Genomic DNA, 16,016 nt, shown 5'->3' with positions numbered 1-16,016 from the left:
GACCATGAAAGCTTGGCCATGAACGCGAACGGTCCTGTTCACGGAAAGTCCAGCCCACCTCGCCAACCTCATGAGAGGATTTCACCGTGATCCGAATGTCTGACTCTGCTGTCATTGAACGTCCCCCCTCCCTGGGTGCGGTTCCCGGGCCGGAGGGCACCACCTTCCGGATGTGGAGCACCCACGCACGTGAGGCGGCCCTGATGGTCTACGACGGCGACCGTGCCTCACGCCGCCCCCTGCAGGCGGCTGGCCAGGGGGTCTTCGAAGGCACCTTTGCGGACCTGGGTCCCGGCACCCGGTACAAATTCGAGGTCAGTGGGCAGGCTTTTCCCGACCCGTATGCACGCTGGCTCCCTGAAGGGGTGCACGGTCCGGCGGTGGTGTGGGCAAGCAGTTACGTGCCCAGGCACGCCCCTCCACAGCGTCAGCGCCACGAACTGGTGATCTATGAACTGCACGTCGGGACCTTCACCCCCGAAGGCACCTACCGGGCAGCTGCAAAAAGGCTGGGGCACCTGCGGGACCTGGGAATCACGGCCATTGAACTGCTTCCGCTATCTGCTTTTCCAGGGCAGAGGGGCTGGGGTTACGACGGGGTCGCGCACTTTGCGCCCTTCGCGCCCTACGGACCACCTGAAGACCTTCAGGCCTTTATCGATGAGGCGCATGGCCACGGGCTGCTGGTGCTGCTGGACATGGTCTACAACCATTTCGGCCCTGACGGAAACTATCTGGGCGCCTACAGCCCCCAGTATTTCACGCCGGCACATCAGACGCCGTGGGGCTCGGCTCCTGATTACACCCAGCCCTTTATGCGTCAGCTGGCCGTCGACTCGGCAGAGCACTGGCTGCGCACCTACGGTTTTGATGGCTTCCGGCTGGACGCCACCCACGAAATCGTGGACACCAGCGAGCAGCACATCCTCTCGGAACTGACCGGGCGGACACATGCCTGGGGCCAGGAACGGGGGGCAGCGACCTTCGTGTTCTGCGAGGACGACCGCAACTTTCCCCCGCTGGTGCAGGACACCGGCGCCGACGGGATCTGGACCGACGACTTCCACCATCAGGTGCGCGTGGTCCTGACGGGTGAGCAGGACGGCTATTACGCCGCCTACCGGCCAGACGTGGCCGACCTGGCGCGCTGTATCGAGCGGGGGTGGCTGTACGAGGGCCAGCCCTGGCCCCTGAGTGGCAAACCGCGGGGCCTCGCCTCAGATGGGCTGGACGCTCCGGCCTTCGTGTACTGCATCCAGAACCATGACCAGATCGGCAACCGGGCGACGGGGGACCGGCTGCAGGAGACTGCCGGAGAGGAAGGCTTCCTGGCCGCCAGCGCACTGCTGCTGTTTCTGCCGATGACGCCGCTGCTGTTCCAGGGACAGGAATGGATGGCCAGCACACCGTTCCAGTTCTTTTCCGATTTTTCCGGCGATCTGGGCAGGCAGGTCACCGAGGGGCGCCTGGCCGAGTTTGCGGGTTTTGAAGGCTTCGGTGCCCACACGGTGCCTGATCCACAGGCGCCGTCCACCTTCCGGCACAGCACGCTGGACTGGGCCGAGCCCAGGAATGACGTGCACGCCAGGGTGCTGGAGGTCTACCGCAAGCTTCTGAGGCTGAGGCGGGAGGATCCGGTGCTTGGTCATGCCTCCCGAGGCGAATTGCAGGCGGGGTCCGCTGGACCGGTTCTTTGGGTGGAGCGCCGGCTCGGCCGTCAGCGGCGCCTGCTGCTGGTGAATTTCGGCCAGGAAACGGCTGGCGTGCGGGACTCGCTGCCCTACAGTCTCGAGGGAGCACACGAGTTGCTAAACACCTCTGCGTCGGGGGATTCCGGGGTTCCTGCCTTCAGCGCCGTACTTTATGTATTGCCGGACGCCTGAACTGGCATCAAGGCTCCTGCAAACACCCATCAGCGAACCAGCACCTGCAAGCTCCGTGCAGGTGCTGGTTCGCTTTTCCTGCTCCCCCTAGCGGCGCCGGCGTCCGCCGCTCAGCAGGAAGACGCCCAGAAACAGCATCCCGGCCAGCACGCGGGTTCTCCAGGGGTCCGGCTGGCCGGCCCGTGCTGGTGCCACCGGGACCGGGCGCGTCAGGTACCAGCCACGCACCGGGCGGGCCGCCTCATCGAAGTTCTTGGCCAGTCGGTGCAGCGACGCCATCAGCTCAGGGCCGCCCATGGGGTGGCCATGGCCCGTGGCAGCCAGGTCAGGGTCCAGGGCCGCCAGAAGGTGAACCGACTCTTTTGCCGCGTCCCAGTTGGGTGTGTAGTAGGCCGGCGGGCCCTGAACCACCGTCGGCCGCAGCAGCAGTGCTCCCCTGGCAGTCTCCTGATGCGTGGTCACGAAGGCGTCTCCAGCGATCAGCGACCGGTCGCGGTCACGCCACAATGAAATGTGGCCGGACGTATGCCCGGGGGTATGCAGCCAGCGCCATTCCGGAAGGAAAGGGACTGTGCCTCCCGGCTGCAGGGCCATGACCTGGAGGTCAAACGGCCCCGGAACAAAGGCCGGGGACAGCAGGCTCATGGTGCCGCCCACGGTGGGGTCAGGAAAGGGATAGGGGGCCTCGTTGTTGACGTGTGGCAGCTCCAGGGTGTGGGCGTAGACCGGCACGTTCCACTCGGCTTTCAGGGCCTTCAGCGCCCCGATATGGTCCAGGTGCCCGTGCGTGAGCACGATCGCTTCCGGTGGACGCTCGCCGTGGACCTTGCGGGCTGCAGCGCGAATAAGACCGGCGGTACCTGGCATCCCCGCGTCGACGAGGATCCAGGGCTCTCCGGGGCGGCCCAGCAGGTACACGTTGACCATGGGCAGCCGAACACGCACCACGTCCGGGCGCAGCTGCTGTGTGCCCCCGAAGGTGGACACGGGAGGGTGATGCGGCAGGGGGCTATGGGACTGGGTCATGAGCAGAGACCTCCTGATGGGTTGAAGAAAATCGGGCAGTGTGCGCATGACCTCACGCCGGAGGGCAAGCTGGAAACGTGCTGAAATTGCTGAGCGGGTCCATTAGGCACCGGTCCATCGGGAAGCAGAAAAATGCTTTCTGAAAGGCCTGGCCCTCTATACGCTGCTGCTGGAGTGTCAGCCGGCGACCGCGCAGGCTCCCAGACCGGCCAGGGCAGAGAGATGGAATCAGCGGGCTACAGGGCGTTGATCAGCTCCTGGTGCGTCATTTTCAGATGAACCTGGGTATCCACCCGGTCAACAGCAGACAGGGGCAGGTGGTGGGCCCGGCCGTCGGGGTCCGTGGTCTGCAGGTAGGGTCCGGAAGTGCTGATGACCTGTCCGTGGACATAGCCGTCGGCGCAGACCACGTCCATTCCAGGCTGAAGATTCGGATGCTGATCATGTTCAGAGTGCGTCATAGGTCTCCTTGGTCGAAGGTCCGGCTCAGCTCATTTGGCGGGAGCGAATAAGCCGCAGGCCAGCGGCAAGCATGAACGCGCCCCAGACCAGAAATCCAAGGTCGTAGGCCAGCTGGCCGGGCCCGGGCCGGACATGGTGCAGGCCGAGGATCTGATGGTTGATCAGTCCCTCGATAACGTTGAAGAGCCCCCAGCCCACAAGCAGGGTTCCGACGAAGGTGGCAGTGTCCCGTTGTGCCGGCGCGTTTTTCCAGACCAGCCAGATACCCACCGCTGTGAACAGGTAGGTTGCCGCATGAAAAAGCCCGTCGAGCAGGGTGTTGTCTTGGAGGGCCCCCAGGCTGTCGGGGGGATGGCGCGCGCTGATCAGGTGATGCCACTGCAGAATCTGATGCAGCACAATGCCGTCGAAAAAGCCCCCCAGGCCCAAACCCAGAAGAACTCCACCGGTCATCCACCGGGGTAGCCTGTGGTGCTGCAGAGTGGTCTCAGATGACATGGGTTCTCAGGGTCGGGCTGGAACCGGCCGGGGTCACGAAGACTGCTGGAGGCTGCTCTGGCGTTCACGGTCCTCAGCGATTTTGCCGAGCAGGAACAGCGTGGGCGGCCAGTGACCGATAAACAGGCCATTGCGCTCCTTGTCGGCGCTCTCACTGGTCAGAAACTGTGACGCGCTCAGGGCGATCGAGGCAAAGCCGAGGGTGTAAAAGACGGTGGACAGTTTCATAAAGTCACCTTCCCGGGAAGACGAGGGCCGCGCTGCGGCGGAGCGGGGAGTTCCTGTATGCCTGACGTCGTGGTGTCTTGCAAAGCGACGAATCCTCCTCCTGGCTTTTAAGCACTCAAAGCCATAACGATGAACAGACGAATGAGGCAGATATCCGGAAGGGCTGCACAAGGGCGAGGTGCTTTCCGGGGCTCTACATCCGCCCCAACCCATCAGTCTGATCCGACACGGTCAGATCCAGGCGACCCATCCTCAGGAAAGGGGGTTCAGCGGCGCGTCTTATCATGAGCTCCTCCTTTTCCAGGTCACGGATCTTGGGGTAGGCGGCGGGGCAAGGAAGGTACGCCCGTGAATCTTGGTAGAGCAGAAGGAGGACCGTGACGCGCAGTCCACTTCTGGCTCTCTGCCCAGGGTCGGGGATGCGCTCTAGCGACACATGAGCTTCGCATGCAGGGCGCCCAGAGGGAGCCCATAGGCGTTCTTAACCTGACGAATCCGCCTGGGACATCACCATACTGCCCAGCACTTTCCTGGTGCACGACAGGACTCGAAGCAGTCACTCGAAACGAGCTGACCACATGCCGATCAGAAGACCTGCATTTCCTGAGTATCCGATCGTCATCCATCTGGACGACTTCACGTCAGTTGGGCCTTTCAGGCGCTGGTTCACGCACTTCCGGCCACGGAATCACGGTACATCTTTTCGTCCGGCGCCCTACCGTGTGACTGGTCATGCTCCACGCACTTCTTCGCTATTGTGGCGAGAGATGTCAGTCAGCCCGCGCAGCCTCTCTGTCGAGCAGGCTCTCGACGACGCTCCATCACCTGGCCAGGAACTCGCGGCCACGGACTGTGCGGGGGCAGTGCGTACGCAGTCACGATGGTCGACAGCTTCCCAGGTGGCTGTGGCCATAACAGGAAATTTCACGGATCACAGCCGCGCCACTGTGCCAGTATTCGGCATAGGGAAGCTGATGGAAACCAGATGAGTGCCCAGGACCACAATATCTTCACGGGGATCCTGAGCGGATACGTGGCGCTGAACCGCGAAGGGCGGGTCACCATCATGGACCGGGTTGCCCACGACCTTCTGGCGCAGGTGGGATGCGGGCTCGGTCGGTGCTGGCAGGAGGTGTTCCCGCCGAATACGGCAGTGGGCCGGGCACTTGGTCAGGTGTGGCAGAGTGGTCAGCCGGCCCTGCTGTCGGCGCCGGCCCACAGTGGGAGCGGCAGGCTGTTTACCCGGGTCGCCCCGACGCCGGACGGGGCCGAGGTGCATTTAGAGCTGTGTGAGGTGGAGCCGGGGCCGTGGGACCCGGGCCAGAACACGGCCCGCCTGTTGCAGCTGACCCAGGAGCTGAACGCAGCGCCCGGTCTGGATGCCATGGTCGAAACCTTCATTCGGCATCTTCATCAGGAAGCCTACGGGGTCCTGCTGGCACTTCACGATCCGGCGCGGGACTGCCTGGAGGTCCGCTACGCAGTGGATTATGACGAGGCGATCCTTGCACCCTTCCTGCAGGTTCCGTTACAGATGCAATGCCCAGCTACCGAGGTGTTCCACAGTGGCGAACTGCTGATCCTGAGCCGCGAGGAATGTCTGGCCCGTTACACCGACCTTCCGCTGGCCGAGGGAACTCAGGAACTGGTGGTGGTTCCCCTGCAGGCCAGTCGAGGCGTGATAGGCGTGCTTCTGCTCAGCCTGCACGAACGTGGAACACTCGGACTACCGGGACGCAGCCAGATGATGCTGCTGTGCACCCACATGGCCGGAGCCATCGAGCGCACGCAGCTGGCCGACGAGGCGCGGCGCAACGAGAGCCGGTACCGGACCCTTCTGGAGTCGACCAGCGCCATCCTGTGGGAAACCGAGAGTAACTTTCAGGTCGTGCGGAACATGCCCACCTGGGAGGCTTTCACCGGCCAGACCTTCCGTGAGTACCGTGGTCAGGGGTACATGACCGCGGTGCATCCCGACGACCGGCCTGCTGTTCTGAACGCGATTCAAGAAGGCCTGCGTGGCGGCGGACGGTTCGCCATGCAGGGACGCCTGATGACCGCCCGCGGCGTGTACCGGCAGGTCGTGGCTCAGGCCGTTCCTGTGCTTGGAGAGGCCGGTGAGGTTCTGTCCTGGATGGGAACTGTTCAGGACGTGACCGACGCGTATCAGCATCAGCTGCGGGAAACCGCCACGCGAGAGGTGCTCCTGAAGCTCAACCGGACCAGCTCGGCCCGTGAGGTTTACGAGACCACACTGGCCGAAGTGGTCCAAAGGACCGGGGCGCAGCGCGCCCTGCTGGCTGGGGTGTCCAGGAACAGGACGACCATGCGGATACTTGCCGCCCGGGAAGTCCCGGACGAACTCCGGCACCACCTGAGTGAATTCACTGTGGTGGACGGAACGCCGCTGGGGCAGGGCGTGGCCAGCGGAGAGCCGGTCTGGCTGCGCGACATCCTGGCCCGGGGCACCCGCCCCAACCTGCTGCCTGAAGGCATCATCGAGCAACAGGGCGAGATTCTGCTGGTGCCGCTCCACCACCAGCAGGAATTGGTGGCGTTGCTGGCCCTGGCGTTTGCCGGGAACCAGGACCTGCCGGATCAGACGCTCGATCAGCTGCGGTGGCTCCAGCCCCACCTGGCGCAGGCACTACAACGTGCACAGCTGCAAGGCGCTCTCGAGCGCAACGAGGAGCATGGCCGGACCATTCTGAGCGCACTGGAAGAGGGCGTGGTACTGATCAGCAGCCGGGGTCGGATCGTCTCGGCCAATCAGCCGGCCCGGCGCCTGCTGGGCCTCCCGGACGATGGCCCGCTGGGGTCGGTGCTCGACCGCCACTGGGAAATCACCGATACGGCCGGATTTACGGTGCCTCCTGACCGGTATCCGGCGGTCCTGGCTCTGCACACCCGGCAACCCGTCAGAAACGAGGTGGTCTGTGTGGTCACGGGGGGCACCAGCAGGTGGCTTTCTGTCAATGCCATCCCGATCACTGAAGGCGAAGACCTGCAGGGCGTGGTGATGTCCCTGACCGACATTACCGAGTCTTATACCCTGCGCCAGCAGCTGGAGGTTCAGGCCCAGCAGGACGAGCTGACCGGTCTGCCCAACCGGCGTGTGTTCCGGCGGGTCCTGGAGCAGTTGGCCACCACCGAGAAATGGACCCCTGTCCATGCCGCCGTCCTGCTGGTGGACGTCGATCAGTTCAAGCTGGTCAACGACAGCTACGGTCAGCAGGTCGGCGACGCGCTGCTGCGGTCGTTCGCTGAGCGCCTGTCAGATCTCGTCAGGGGGCGCGGTATCGTGACCCGTCTGGCTGGAGACGAATTTGGACTGATCCTGGACCTGAATGCCATGGACCGGGTGGACGTGAGCACGGTAGCTCAGGAAGTCCTGGACGTCCTGAACGGGCAGCTCAGTGTCCATGGCATCGAACTGCAGGTCACCGCCAGCGTCGGCGTGTGCGCGACCGGTCAGGGGGGCGCCGCGGTTCAGGATCTGCCCAGGAATGCGGGCCTCGCGCTGGGTGAAGCCAAGCGCCAGGGGGCCGGGCTGTGGCAGGCCTTCTCCCCCAGCCTCGCTGCGGCGCAGGACCGGCGCATCCAGGTAGAGCGCAGGCTGCGCCGCGCCCTGCAGGAAGGCGAACTGGACGTTTCCTATCAGCCGATCGTAGAACTGGGCTGCGACGAGTGGAGCACCTTCGAAGCCCTGGCGCGCTGGACCGATGCAGAACTGGGCCCCGTCAGCCCGCTGGAATTTATACGGGTCGCCGAGGAAAGCGGGCTGATCAATGAACTCGGGCAGTTCGTCATGCAGCGTGCCCTGCAGCAGAGCGTGGCGTGGTCCGCGCGGTGGTCCCGGCGGGTCACCGTCAACGTGAATGTCAGCGCGACCCAGTTGATGCGGCCTGATTTCGTGGGCCAGGTCGAACAGCTGCTCGTCTCCACCGGGGCGCATCCCCGACAGCTGACCCTTGAAATTACCGAGGCGGTGGTCATCCAGCAGCTCGACTTCGTGATCGGGCAGCTGCAGGGTCTGCGCAGGCGCGGAGTTGGCGTCGCCATGGACGACTTTGGAACCGGATTCTCCAGCCTGGCGGTGCTGTCGCGCCTGCCGATCGACGCCCTGAAGGTGGATCGGGCGTTCGTCCGGGGGGTGTACCGCGAGCCGCGCCGGCAGGCCCTGCTGTCGGCCGTGGTGCTGCTGGGACAGCGGCTGGAGATCAGCGTGGTGGCCGAAGGTGTCGAGGAACAGCGTGAACTGGATGTGTTGCAGGGCCTGGGCTGTACCCATGCCCAGGGCTACTACCTGTCGCGCCCGGCGGACGCGGCCAGCTTCGACTCAGCCTGAGTGTACCGGGCACCCCAAGGCGCTCACGAGGAGCCGGGTACGGTTTTCCGGCCAGAGGGGTCTGGGGACACCTCCTCGCCGGTATGCCTCAGCACACCAAACGGTCTGCAACCGGAGCGCTCGGGCACCCACCCCACCTTCTGACATCTGTGGTCAGGGCGCAAATTGGAGAAAGCAGCCCCTCTGGCCTTCGCCGTGCGATGCTCTGCAGGGCCGGGTCCCTGGTCTCGCCTGCCACTTCTCGTCAGTCCAGTGATAGGACCTGGCTCGGCGCGCTGGCGGTGCAGGCCGTTCTGCGCTAGACCCGGCTGTCGGAAGATGCGGCACTGGGCACCGTACTGTCAGGATTTTTCGGTTTCGGCATTACGCTGCTGACCTTCATTCAGGCAGGCAACAATGCCAATCAGGCTGGGCTGGACAAGTTTCTGTTCGGGCAGGCCGCCACCATTGTCGCCGCAGACGTGACGGTTATGGCGGCGCTGGCCGGAATCGGGCTGGGAACTGTGTTTGTGCTGTTCAAGGAATTCAAGCTGCTGAGTTTCGATCCGACCTACGCCGCGACGCTGGGCTATCCCACCGGGCGGCTCGGAGCGCTGCTGACGTCTCTGGCTGTGGTGGCCGTGATGATCGGCTTGCAGACCGTGGGCAGCGTGCAGCTGCTGGAGCGCAGCGGGCGCGTCATGGCCGACGCGGCCATCGGGGTGGTATTTCCGCTGCTGTTCTCGCTGTATTTCCGTGACGTTCATCTGGACCTTGACGCCGTACTGTACGGCGAGATTGCCTACGCGCCGCTCAATACCCTGATGCTGGGGGGCGCGAGGTTCCCGAGTCGCTGCTGCTGATGGGCGGGCTGGCCGCGCTGAACTTTCTCTTCGTCACAGTGCTGTTCAAGGAACTGAAAGTCTCTACCTTCGACAGCGGACTGGCTGCCACCCTGGGCTTTGCCCCCGCCGCCCTGCACTACGCCCTGATGACCCTGCTGTCCTCCTCCACCGTGGGCGCCTTTCAGTCTGTGGGCGCGGTGCTGATCGTGGCCTTGTGATTATTCCGCCGGCCTGTGCCTTCCTGCTGACGCAGCGGCTGGCGGTCATGCTGGGGCTCTCCATGGGCATCGGGGTGCTGGCCAGCGCCGCCGGCTACGGCCTGTCTGTGTGGCTGAACAGCAGCATCGCCGGCATGATCGCCACCGTGCTGGGCGTGACCTTCGTGGGCTGCGTCCTGTTTTCACCGCTGCAGGGGCTGGTGGCCACCCTCCGGCGGCGCTCGCGTCAACGCCAGGAATTCAGCGCCCGGCTACTGCTCACGGCCCTGCATGGTCAGATGCTGGCGCCCACCGCTGCGGAACTTGCCAGCCGCCTGGAGTAGACCCCAGCGCTGGTCGCTCCGGCCCTGACGCACGCCCTGCGCGCCGGCTGGCTGGTGGAAAGCAGCGGGCGCTTCGAGTCGACCGAGCAGGGACAGCAGATGCAGCATGCCGCGTTCAGAGGTGTTTCTTGAAAAAGGCCACGCTGCGCTGCAGGGCCACCCCCAGGTTCTGGCTGAGGTTGTGGTCGTCTCCTTCGTACCGGTAAGCCTCGACCGGCTGCCCGGCCGCACGCAGGTCGCTCGCCAGGGCCTTCTGGAAGCTGTACGGCACGTCCTTGTCCGCCGCGCCGTGGTGCAGCTGTATGGGGCGTCCGCGCAGCTCCTTTAAGGCACTGTTGGGGCTGAGCAGCCGCAGGTAGCGCCGGTTGAGGCCATCGAGCACGGGGGCCGGCATCTCCGGCGAGCGGTTCCAGTCGGTCGCCAGCACGTCGTACCCCGCCACCACACCAGCCCACAGGGAGGCCGCCTTGAGGTCCGGATCCACCAGAAGGGCCCGCAGGCTGAGCTGCCCGCCCATACTGTGGCCCCACAGTCCCAGCCGCTTCGGATTGACGCGCGGGTCCTTCTTCAGGCTGGTGGCGGCGTTCAGCACATCCACGGTGTAGCCGGGGTCGTTGTAACCTCCCAGCGCTTCGCCCTGACTGCTGCCGTGTCCGCGGTAATCACTTTTCAGGGTCACGAAGCCCGCGCGTGCAAACGCGTCCTGATAGGCGACGTAGCGTTCGGTGGTGCGGTACTCGTCTGGCGGAATGTAGCCGTGATTGAACACGATGGCCGGCCAGCCGCCCTTGGGAGCGGTGCCTGTGGGCACGGTGAGCAGGGCATAGATGGTCAGGCCGTCCGACTGGTACGAGACCACCTGCCGGCTGTAGTTCACGCCTGAGGGCAGGGAGCGCTTGACCTTCAGGGAACTTCCCGGATACTCCCTGGCACGCAGGGCCTGAAGGCTGATGGGTTGCCGGGCCACGAACGCCTCCATGGCTTCATCGGTCACGCGGCCCAGAGGATCGGTGCGCAGCGTCCCGTTGTCCTTCTCCACGGGGGTGTCCGCAGACGGAGCCCCCGGTTCAGGTTCTGGACCCGAGGCCTGCCAGGGCAAGGAAAAGGGCAGCGTGTCTGGCCGGGTCAGCGCGACGTAGCCAGCCCCCAGGACCAGCAGCATCAGCACCAGCCGCAGCAGAGCCCTCACAGCCGGGCGCGGAAGAAGGCCACACTCCGCTGCAGGGCCACACCCAGATTCCGGCTGAGGTTATGGTCATCTCCGGGATAGACATAATGCTGCACGGGTTTCCCGGCCGTGCGAAGCTGCTGAGCCAGGCTGTCGTGGAAGGCCACCGGAACCTCGGCATCGGCGGTCCCGATATGCAGCTGCACCGGGCCTGCAAGGTCCTTCAGAAAGCTGTTGGCACTGAGAGAATTCCAGAAGGTGGGGTTCTTGTCAGGCGTCCCATACTTGGCCACTGCCTGCCTGCGCAGGTTCAGGACCCGCTGCGGAATGGTGGCGGGCGGCCGGTTGTTCCAGCTATTCATCATCTGGTCGTAATTGCCCACCACTCCGGCCCAGATCACTCCTACCTTCACGCTGCGATCGATCACCATGGCCCGCAGGGTCAGGAACCCGCCCATGCTATGCCCCCACATTCCGATACGTGCACCATTGACACGGGAGTCTTTTTTGAGACTGCCCAGGGCGTTCATGACATCGGTGGTGTAGCCCGGGGTGTAATAGGCACCCAGCGCTTCGCCCTGACTGCTGCCGTGTCCGCGGTAATCACTTTTCAGGGTCACGAAGCCCGCGCGTGCAAACGCGTCCTGATAGGCCGCGTAGCGCTCGGTGGTGCGGTAGACCTTGGGCGGGATGTAGCCGTGATTGAACACGATGGCCGGCCAGCCTCCTTTGGGAGCGGTGCCTGTGGGCACGGTGAGCAGGGCGTAGATGGTCAGGCCGTCCGACTGGTACGAGACCACCTGCCGGCTGTAGTTCACCCCGTTGTTCAGCGTGCGCACCACCTTCAGGGAACTTCCCGGATAGGCTTTGGCCCGTGCCCTGGCAATGCTCAGATCAGCGGCGTCCACCCTGGCCAGGGCTGCGGCGCTCTGCGCCAGGGCTGGGGGACTCAGGACATGGCCAAGCAGAACGACCGTCAGGACGCAGGATTTCATTGAGCCAGCGTAGAGGGAGCTGCCCCCCTGGAAGGAAATGCGGTGCCGGTTCTGGTCTTGAGAAAAAGCTGGGTGAGTACTCAGGAGTTCCCCACGCGCAGGCAGGCGCAAGAAAATATCCCCGGCAGGGCACCGGGGACGTTTCAGGGCAAAGAAGGCGTGAGACTAGCGTAGTCCTCCGCTCAGCACAGCGGCCAGGCGCCGGGTGGCCGCCTTCTGCAGCTCGTCCAGTGTCTCGGTCGCTTCACGCTGCATGGCTTTCCAGCGGTCCACCTCGCGGCCTTCGCGCCCGGTTTCACGCACCACGGCAGAACTGACGGCGAAGTGAGCCTCGGGCAGCTGATTCAGCGCGTCACCAGCGCCACTGTGCCGGGCGCCGAGCAGGGCACCCAGCATCCCCACCTGATTGCTGCGTTCCATCAGTTCACGCTGGAAGGTCCGGTCCTTGATAGACGTGATGACGTCCCAGGCCGCGTCGGCCAGAGCCGTGGCCGGCGTAGCGGGGCGGTGAACCTCGACGGCCAGCGTGTCCCCCTGGCGCCAGGTGCGGGTCCAGGTCTGGGCCGCGCCCGGGGTCCAGTGGGTCTCGAAGTCGCGGGCGTCTTCGATCAGGACACGAAGCTGACCCAGGCCGGGACGCAGGGTTACCCGGTGCCCCTCGGAAAGGATGCCCCATTCACTGCGTCCCTCAGGTCCCGGCGCCTGCATGCTGGCGTAGGTGCCGGCGATGGCCCGCGCCCCGTCGGACAGCTGGGCACGCGGCGCGCCGTCAACCAGCAGCGCAATGTCGCCCGGAGCGCCGTCCGTGCGAATCACCCGGGCGGCATGCTGCAGGTGAAGCAGGCCCAGGCCCCAGCGGTCATGTGCCTGCCGCAGTTCCTGAGTCAGCTGGGCGTCCAGGGTCGTTTCGTCGGCGCCGCTTTCGGCAAGTGCCTGGGCATCACTGTGAATGCCGGCTGTGGCGACCAGCTCCGCAAAGCGGATCAGAGGATTGGCGCTGGAGGTGACAGGTTCAGTTGCAGGCGCCTTGCGGCGGGTGGTTTTGGTCATGGGATTCCCTCTCGTGATCTGGGTGATGGTCCCCGGGGGGACGCTTGTGCACCGTGCCTCGGTTCGCAACAGCATTCTGTATAAAACAGAATTCTACGTCCTGAATTATGACATATTTTGCCTGCCTCTGCGCGCTGCGGCGCGGCCAGGGGCACTTCATGCCGGTTGGAGGGAAGCAGGGTCCGATTCTTCTCCGCTCCGCGTAGCATGGGGCCCGTGACTTTGACCCGTACAAGCCCCGCTGATGTGGAGGCGCCGCCCCAGGCCCTCAGCATCGGCCTGTTGCTGGTGATTTTGATTGTCGCGTTCGAGGCCATGGCGGTCAGCACGGTGCTGCCGCGGGTCGCCGGGCAACTTCAGGGTCTGAGCTGGTATGGCTGGGCTTCCAGCGCTTTTCTGCTGGCCAGCCTGTTTGGCGCGGTGGTCAGCGGGATGCTGGCAGACCGGCGCGGCCTGGCGCTGGGTGCGGCGGCCTCCCTGGGCGTGTTCGCCGCTGGTCTGCTGGTGTCCGGTCTGGCACCAGACATGCCGGCGTTTGTGCTTGGCCGCTTCATCCAGGGTCTGGGTGCGGGTGGTCTGGGCGCCCTGCCCTTCGCCGTGATCACGGCGCGCTACCCGGAAGCGGCACGTGCGCGGATGCTGGCCGCAGTATCCAGTGCCTGGCTGCTGCCGGCCCTGGTCGGTCCGCTGCTGGCCAGCCTGATGACCGAACACTGGTCGTGGCGCTCGGTGTTCTGGGGGCTGGTTCCGGTGCTGGCCCTGGCAGGTCCACTGTGCGTGCTGCCGCTGCGGACAAAGGCCCCAGCCTCAGCGAACGAACCCTCGGGGCATCCGGACCACAGCGGCCACTCCCGGACGCTCTGGCCGGCCCTGGCCCTGACCGTGTCCGCAGGAGCGCTGATCGAGGGTCTGCGCCGTGCCGATCTGCTGGGCCTGGCCATGGTGGTCGCGGGTCTGGCCGGAACGCTACTCAGCGCACGCCCGCTGTTTCCAAAGGGCATGGGACGGCTGGCCCGGGGCCTGCCTTCAGCGCTGGTTCTGCGCGGTTTTGCAGCTTTCGCGGTGCTGGGAGCCAATGCCTTTCTGCCGCTGGCACTGCATGAACTGCGCGGGCTGAGCCTCACGCAGGCGGGGGTGCTGCTCAGCGTGGGCGGCGTGGCCTGGACGGTGGGGTCCTGGGTCACCGACCGCCTGGAGCGCCGTTCTGGACCCGAGAGCCGCCCGGCACGAATCCGGACTGGACTGGTCCTGATCAGCCTTGGCCTGGGGGTGACGGCCCTGGCAGCCATGGGCGTCTGGCCCCTGTGGACCGCCTACGTGGGCTGGTGCGTGACCGCGCTGAGCATGGGCGTGGCCTACAACGCCAACAGCCTGCTTGCGCTGGCCAGTGTACCTGCTGCGGGCGCGGGCCGGCTGTCCGGGCAACTGGCCAACATCGAGGTGTTGATGGTGGCGCTGGCCGCGGGCGCTTCGGGGGCACTGCTGGCCCGGGTGCCTTCACTGCCTACAGCCTTTGCACTGGCGTTCGGTCTGGTACTGCTGGGCTCGCTGGTGCCGTGGGTGGCCGCAACCCGGCTGAGGCAGGAAAGCCAGTGTTGAGCAGTCACAGCGAACGCTCCACGCAGTGGACCTGGCGGTCCTGTGGGATGCCGTCTGGTCCCGAATTTACCGCGCAGCCGCATGCGATATTGACCACTAACCACCCCCGGGCCGCACCCCCACTTACAAGGAGACTTCATGCTGGATTACTTTCAGGCCCGTTCCCTGCTGGGCCCCGACGAACAACTGGTGATGCAGAGCGTCCGCAGCTACGTGGATGGACAGCTGATGCCGCGTATTGGCGACTGGTGGGACAGCGGCGAACTGCCGGTGCGCGATCTGATGCGCGAGCTGGGCACCCAGGGCCTGCTTGGCCCAACCACACCTGAGGAATATGGCGGAGCCGGAGCTTCGTACAGCGCCTACGGCGCCATGATGTACGAGCTCGAACGCTGCGACAGCGGCCTGCGCAGCGCGGCCAGCGTGCAGGGCAGCCTGGTGATGTACCCGATCCTGACCTACGGCAGCGAGGAGCAAAAACGGCAGTACCTGCCTGGGCTGGCTTCCGGCGAACTGATCGGCTGCTTCGGCCTGACCGAGCCCGACGGCGGCAGTGACCCGGGGGCCATGCGCACCCGCGCCCGGCGCGACGGCGACGACTACATCCTGAACGGCAGCAAGATGTGGATTACCAACAGCCCGGTGGCGGATCTTGCGGTCGTGTGGGCCAAGGACGACGAAGGCGTAATCCGCGGCTTTATCGTGCCAGCCGGCACGCCAGGTTTCCACGCGCCCAAGATCACGCGCAAGATGAGCCTGCGCGCTTCTGTGACGGGGGAGATCGTGCTGCAGGACTGCCGCATTCCAGCCGTGAACCTGCTGCCCGGTTCTGGCGGTCTCAAGTCACCGCTGTCGTGCCTGACCTCAGCACGCTACGGCATTGCCTGGGGGGCCATGGGCGCATTGGAATCGGTGTACGAGACGGCCCTGGAATACACCACCGGCCGCCAGACCTTCGGGCAGCCCATCGCCTCACGTCAGCTGGTGCAGGACAAGCTGGTGCGGATGGTCACCGACCACACGGCCGGGCTGCTGCTGGCCGTTCAGCTTGGCGCCCTGAAAGACGCCGGGCGCATGAGCCCCACGCAGGTTTCACTGGCCAAACGAAACAATGTGCGTGTCGCGCTGGCGGGCGCCCGGCTGGCGCGCGAGATGCTGGGCGGCAATGGCATCACGACCGAGTACCCGGTGATCCGCCACATGCTGAACCTGGAAACGGTGGATACCTATGAAGGCACCCACGACATTCACACCCTGATCGTGGGCCGGGACGTCACCGGACTGAACGCGCTGGGGTAGACCCAGGACGGGGACAGGAAAGCCCGGCTCCGGTAGAGCAACGAAGCGGCGTCCACGACTCTGGGCGCCGCGCAGCCTATACCTGCGAACCCCGC

General features: G+C 65.3%; 12 protein-coding genes and 1 pseudogene. 6 read left to right on the top strand and 7 right to left on the bottom strand.

The window, feature by feature from the left end; all coding sequences use genetic code 11:
- Positions 1 to 95 precede the first annotated feature (95 nt).
- Positions 96 to 1,883 (top strand): malto-oligosyltrehalose trehalohydrolase, encoded by a 1,788-nt coding sequence (gene treZ, locus IEY49_RS04850; RefSeq protein WP_229780636.1) that lies wholly within the window; start codon positions 96 to 98, stop codon positions 1,881 to 1,883.
- Between the two features lie 87 nt (positions 1,884 to 1,970).
- Here the strand turns inward: treZ and IEY49_RS04845 are convergent, their stop codons facing one another.
- From IEY49_RS04845 to IEY49_RS04830, 4 genes are all read right to left on the bottom strand, one after another.
- On the bottom strand, positions 1,971 to 2,909 hold the full coding sequence (locus IEY49_RS04845) for an MBL fold metallo-hydrolase (protein WP_189005090.1): 939 nt from the start codon (positions 2,907 to 2,909) through the stop codon (positions 1,971 to 1,973).
- A 236-nt stretch (positions 2,910 to 3,145) separates the two neighbouring features.
- Entirely contained in the window at positions 3,146 to 3,370 is a 225-nt protein-coding gene (locus IEY49_RS04840) for a DUF2171 domain-containing protein (RefSeq protein ID WP_189005089.1), read from the bottom strand.
- Positions 3,371 to 3,395: 25 nt separating this feature from the next.
- Positions 3,396 to 3,824: a DUF2243 domain-containing protein gene (locus IEY49_RS04835; RefSeq protein ID WP_229780635.1), complete on the bottom strand. Its 429-nt coding sequence runs from the start codon at positions 3,822 to 3,824 to the stop codon at positions 3,396 to 3,398.
- A gap of 78 nt (positions 3,825 to 3,902) precedes the next feature.
- Positions 3,903 to 4,097: a hypothetical protein gene (locus tag IEY49_RS04830; protein WP_189005087.1), complete on the bottom strand. Its 195-nt coding sequence runs from the start codon at positions 4,095 to 4,097 to the stop codon at positions 3,903 to 3,905.
- Positions 4,098 to 5,082: 985 nt separating this feature from the next.
- Here IEY49_RS04830 and IEY49_RS04825 point away from each other — a divergent pair.
- The 3 genes and pseudogenes from IEY49_RS04825 (at position 5,083) to IEY49_RS21860 (ending at position 9,810) form a co-directional block, all read left to right on the top strand.
- Complete coding sequence (locus IEY49_RS04825) at positions 5,083 to 8,445, top strand: EAL domain-containing protein (RefSeq protein ID WP_189005086.1); 3,363 nt, start codon at positions 5,083 to 5,085, stop codon at positions 8,443 to 8,445.
- A 308-nt stretch (positions 8,446 to 8,753) separates the two neighbouring features.
- Positions 8,754 to 9,287, top strand: a complete 534-nt coding sequence (locus IEY49_RS21345; protein ID WP_308424641.1) for a metal ABC transporter permease — start codon at positions 8,754 to 8,756, stop codon at positions 9,285 to 9,287.
- Positions 9,287 to 9,810, top strand: a pseudogene (locus IEY49_RS21860) (metal ABC transporter permease). The gene IEY49_RS21345 and the pseudogene IEY49_RS21860 overlap by 1 nt, the downstream one beginning before the upstream one ends.
- Before the next feature lie 115 nt (positions 9,811 to 9,925).
- Here IEY49_RS21860 and IEY49_RS04805 read toward each other — a convergent pair.
- The 3 genes from IEY49_RS04805 to IEY49_RS04795 all read right to left on the bottom strand — a co-directional run bounded on the left by IEY49_RS04805 (position 9,926) and on the right by IEY49_RS04795 (position 13,023).
- Positions 9,926 to 10,999, bottom strand: coding sequence for an alpha/beta hydrolase family protein (locus IEY49_RS04805; protein WP_229780634.1), 1,074 nt, complete (start codon positions 10,997 to 10,999; stop codon positions 9,926 to 9,928).
- Positions 10,996 to 11,973, bottom strand: a complete 978-nt coding sequence (locus tag IEY49_RS04800) for an alpha/beta hydrolase family protein (protein ID WP_189005082.1) — start codon at positions 11,971 to 11,973, stop codon at positions 10,996 to 10,998. The genes IEY49_RS04805 and IEY49_RS04800 overlap by 4 nt, the downstream gene beginning before the upstream one ends.
- Before the next feature lie 165 nt (positions 11,974 to 12,138).
- Entirely contained in the window at positions 12,139 to 13,023 is an 885-nt protein-coding gene (locus tag IEY49_RS04795; protein ID WP_189005080.1) for a DNA repair protein, read from the bottom strand.
- A 207-nt stretch (positions 13,024 to 13,230) separates the two neighbouring features.
- Here IEY49_RS04795 and IEY49_RS04790 point away from each other — a divergent pair, with 207 nt between their 5' ends.
- Positions 13,231 to 14,622, top strand: a complete 1,392-nt coding sequence (locus IEY49_RS04790; protein ID WP_189005078.1) for an MFS transporter — start codon at positions 13,231 to 13,233, stop codon at positions 14,620 to 14,622.
- 138 nt (positions 14,623 to 14,760) lie between these two features.
- Complete coding sequence (locus tag IEY49_RS04785) at positions 14,761 to 15,921, top strand: acyl-CoA dehydrogenase family protein (RefSeq protein ID WP_189005076.1); 1,161 nt, start codon at positions 14,761 to 14,763, stop codon at positions 15,919 to 15,921.
- The last annotated feature ends 95 nt before the right edge of the window (positions 15,922 to 16,016 follow it).

The sequence above is a fragment of the Deinococcus malanensis genome (assembly GCF_014647655.1).
In the GTDB taxonomy this organism is placed as follows: domain Bacteria; phylum Deinococcota; class Deinococci; order Deinococcales; family Deinococcaceae; genus Deinococcus; species Deinococcus malanensis.
Note: the sequence above shows the minus strand (reverse complement) of the source record. Positions and strands in the feature narration are given on the sequence as shown.

Excerpts from the sequence above, each read along its gene's own strand:
- treZ (WP_229780636.1), top strand. The coding sequence starts at position 96 with ATGTCTGACTCTGCTGTCATTGAACGTCCCCCCTCCCTGGGTGCGGTT.
- IEY49_RS04790 (WP_189005078.1), top strand. The coding sequence starts at position 13,231 with ATGGGGCCCGTGACTTTGACCCGTACAAGCCCCGCTGATGTGGAGGCG.
- IEY49_RS04830 (WP_189005087.1), bottom strand. The coding sequence starts at position 4,097 with ATGAAACTGTCCACCGTCTTTTACACCCTCGGCTTTGCCTCGATCGCC.
- IEY49_RS04835 (WP_229780635.1), bottom strand. The coding sequence starts at position 3,824 with ATGACCGGTGGAGTTCTTCTGGGTTTGGGCCTGGGGGGCTTTTTCGAC.
- IEY49_RS04845 (WP_189005090.1), bottom strand. The coding sequence starts at position 2,909 with ATGACCCAGTCCCATAGCCCCCTGCCGCATCACCCTCCCGTGTCCACC.
- IEY49_RS04825 (WP_189005086.1), top strand. The coding sequence starts at position 5,083 with ATGAGTGCCCAGGACCACAATATCTTCACGGGGATCCTGAGCGGATAC.
- IEY49_RS04840 (WP_189005089.1), bottom strand. The coding sequence starts at position 3,370 with ATGACGCACTCTGAACATGATCAGCATCCGAATCTTCAGCCTGGAATG.
- IEY49_RS04785 (WP_189005076.1), top strand. The coding sequence starts at position 14,761 with ATGCTGGATTACTTTCAGGCCCGTTCCCTGCTGGGCCCCGACGAACAA.
- IEY49_RS04800 (WP_189005082.1), bottom strand. The coding sequence starts at position 11,973 with ATGAAATCCTGCGTCCTGACGGTCGTTCTGCTTGGCCATGTCCTGAGT.
- IEY49_RS04795 (WP_189005080.1), bottom strand. The coding sequence starts at position 13,023 with ATGACCAAAACCACCCGCCGCAAGGCGCCTGCAACTGAACCTGTCACC.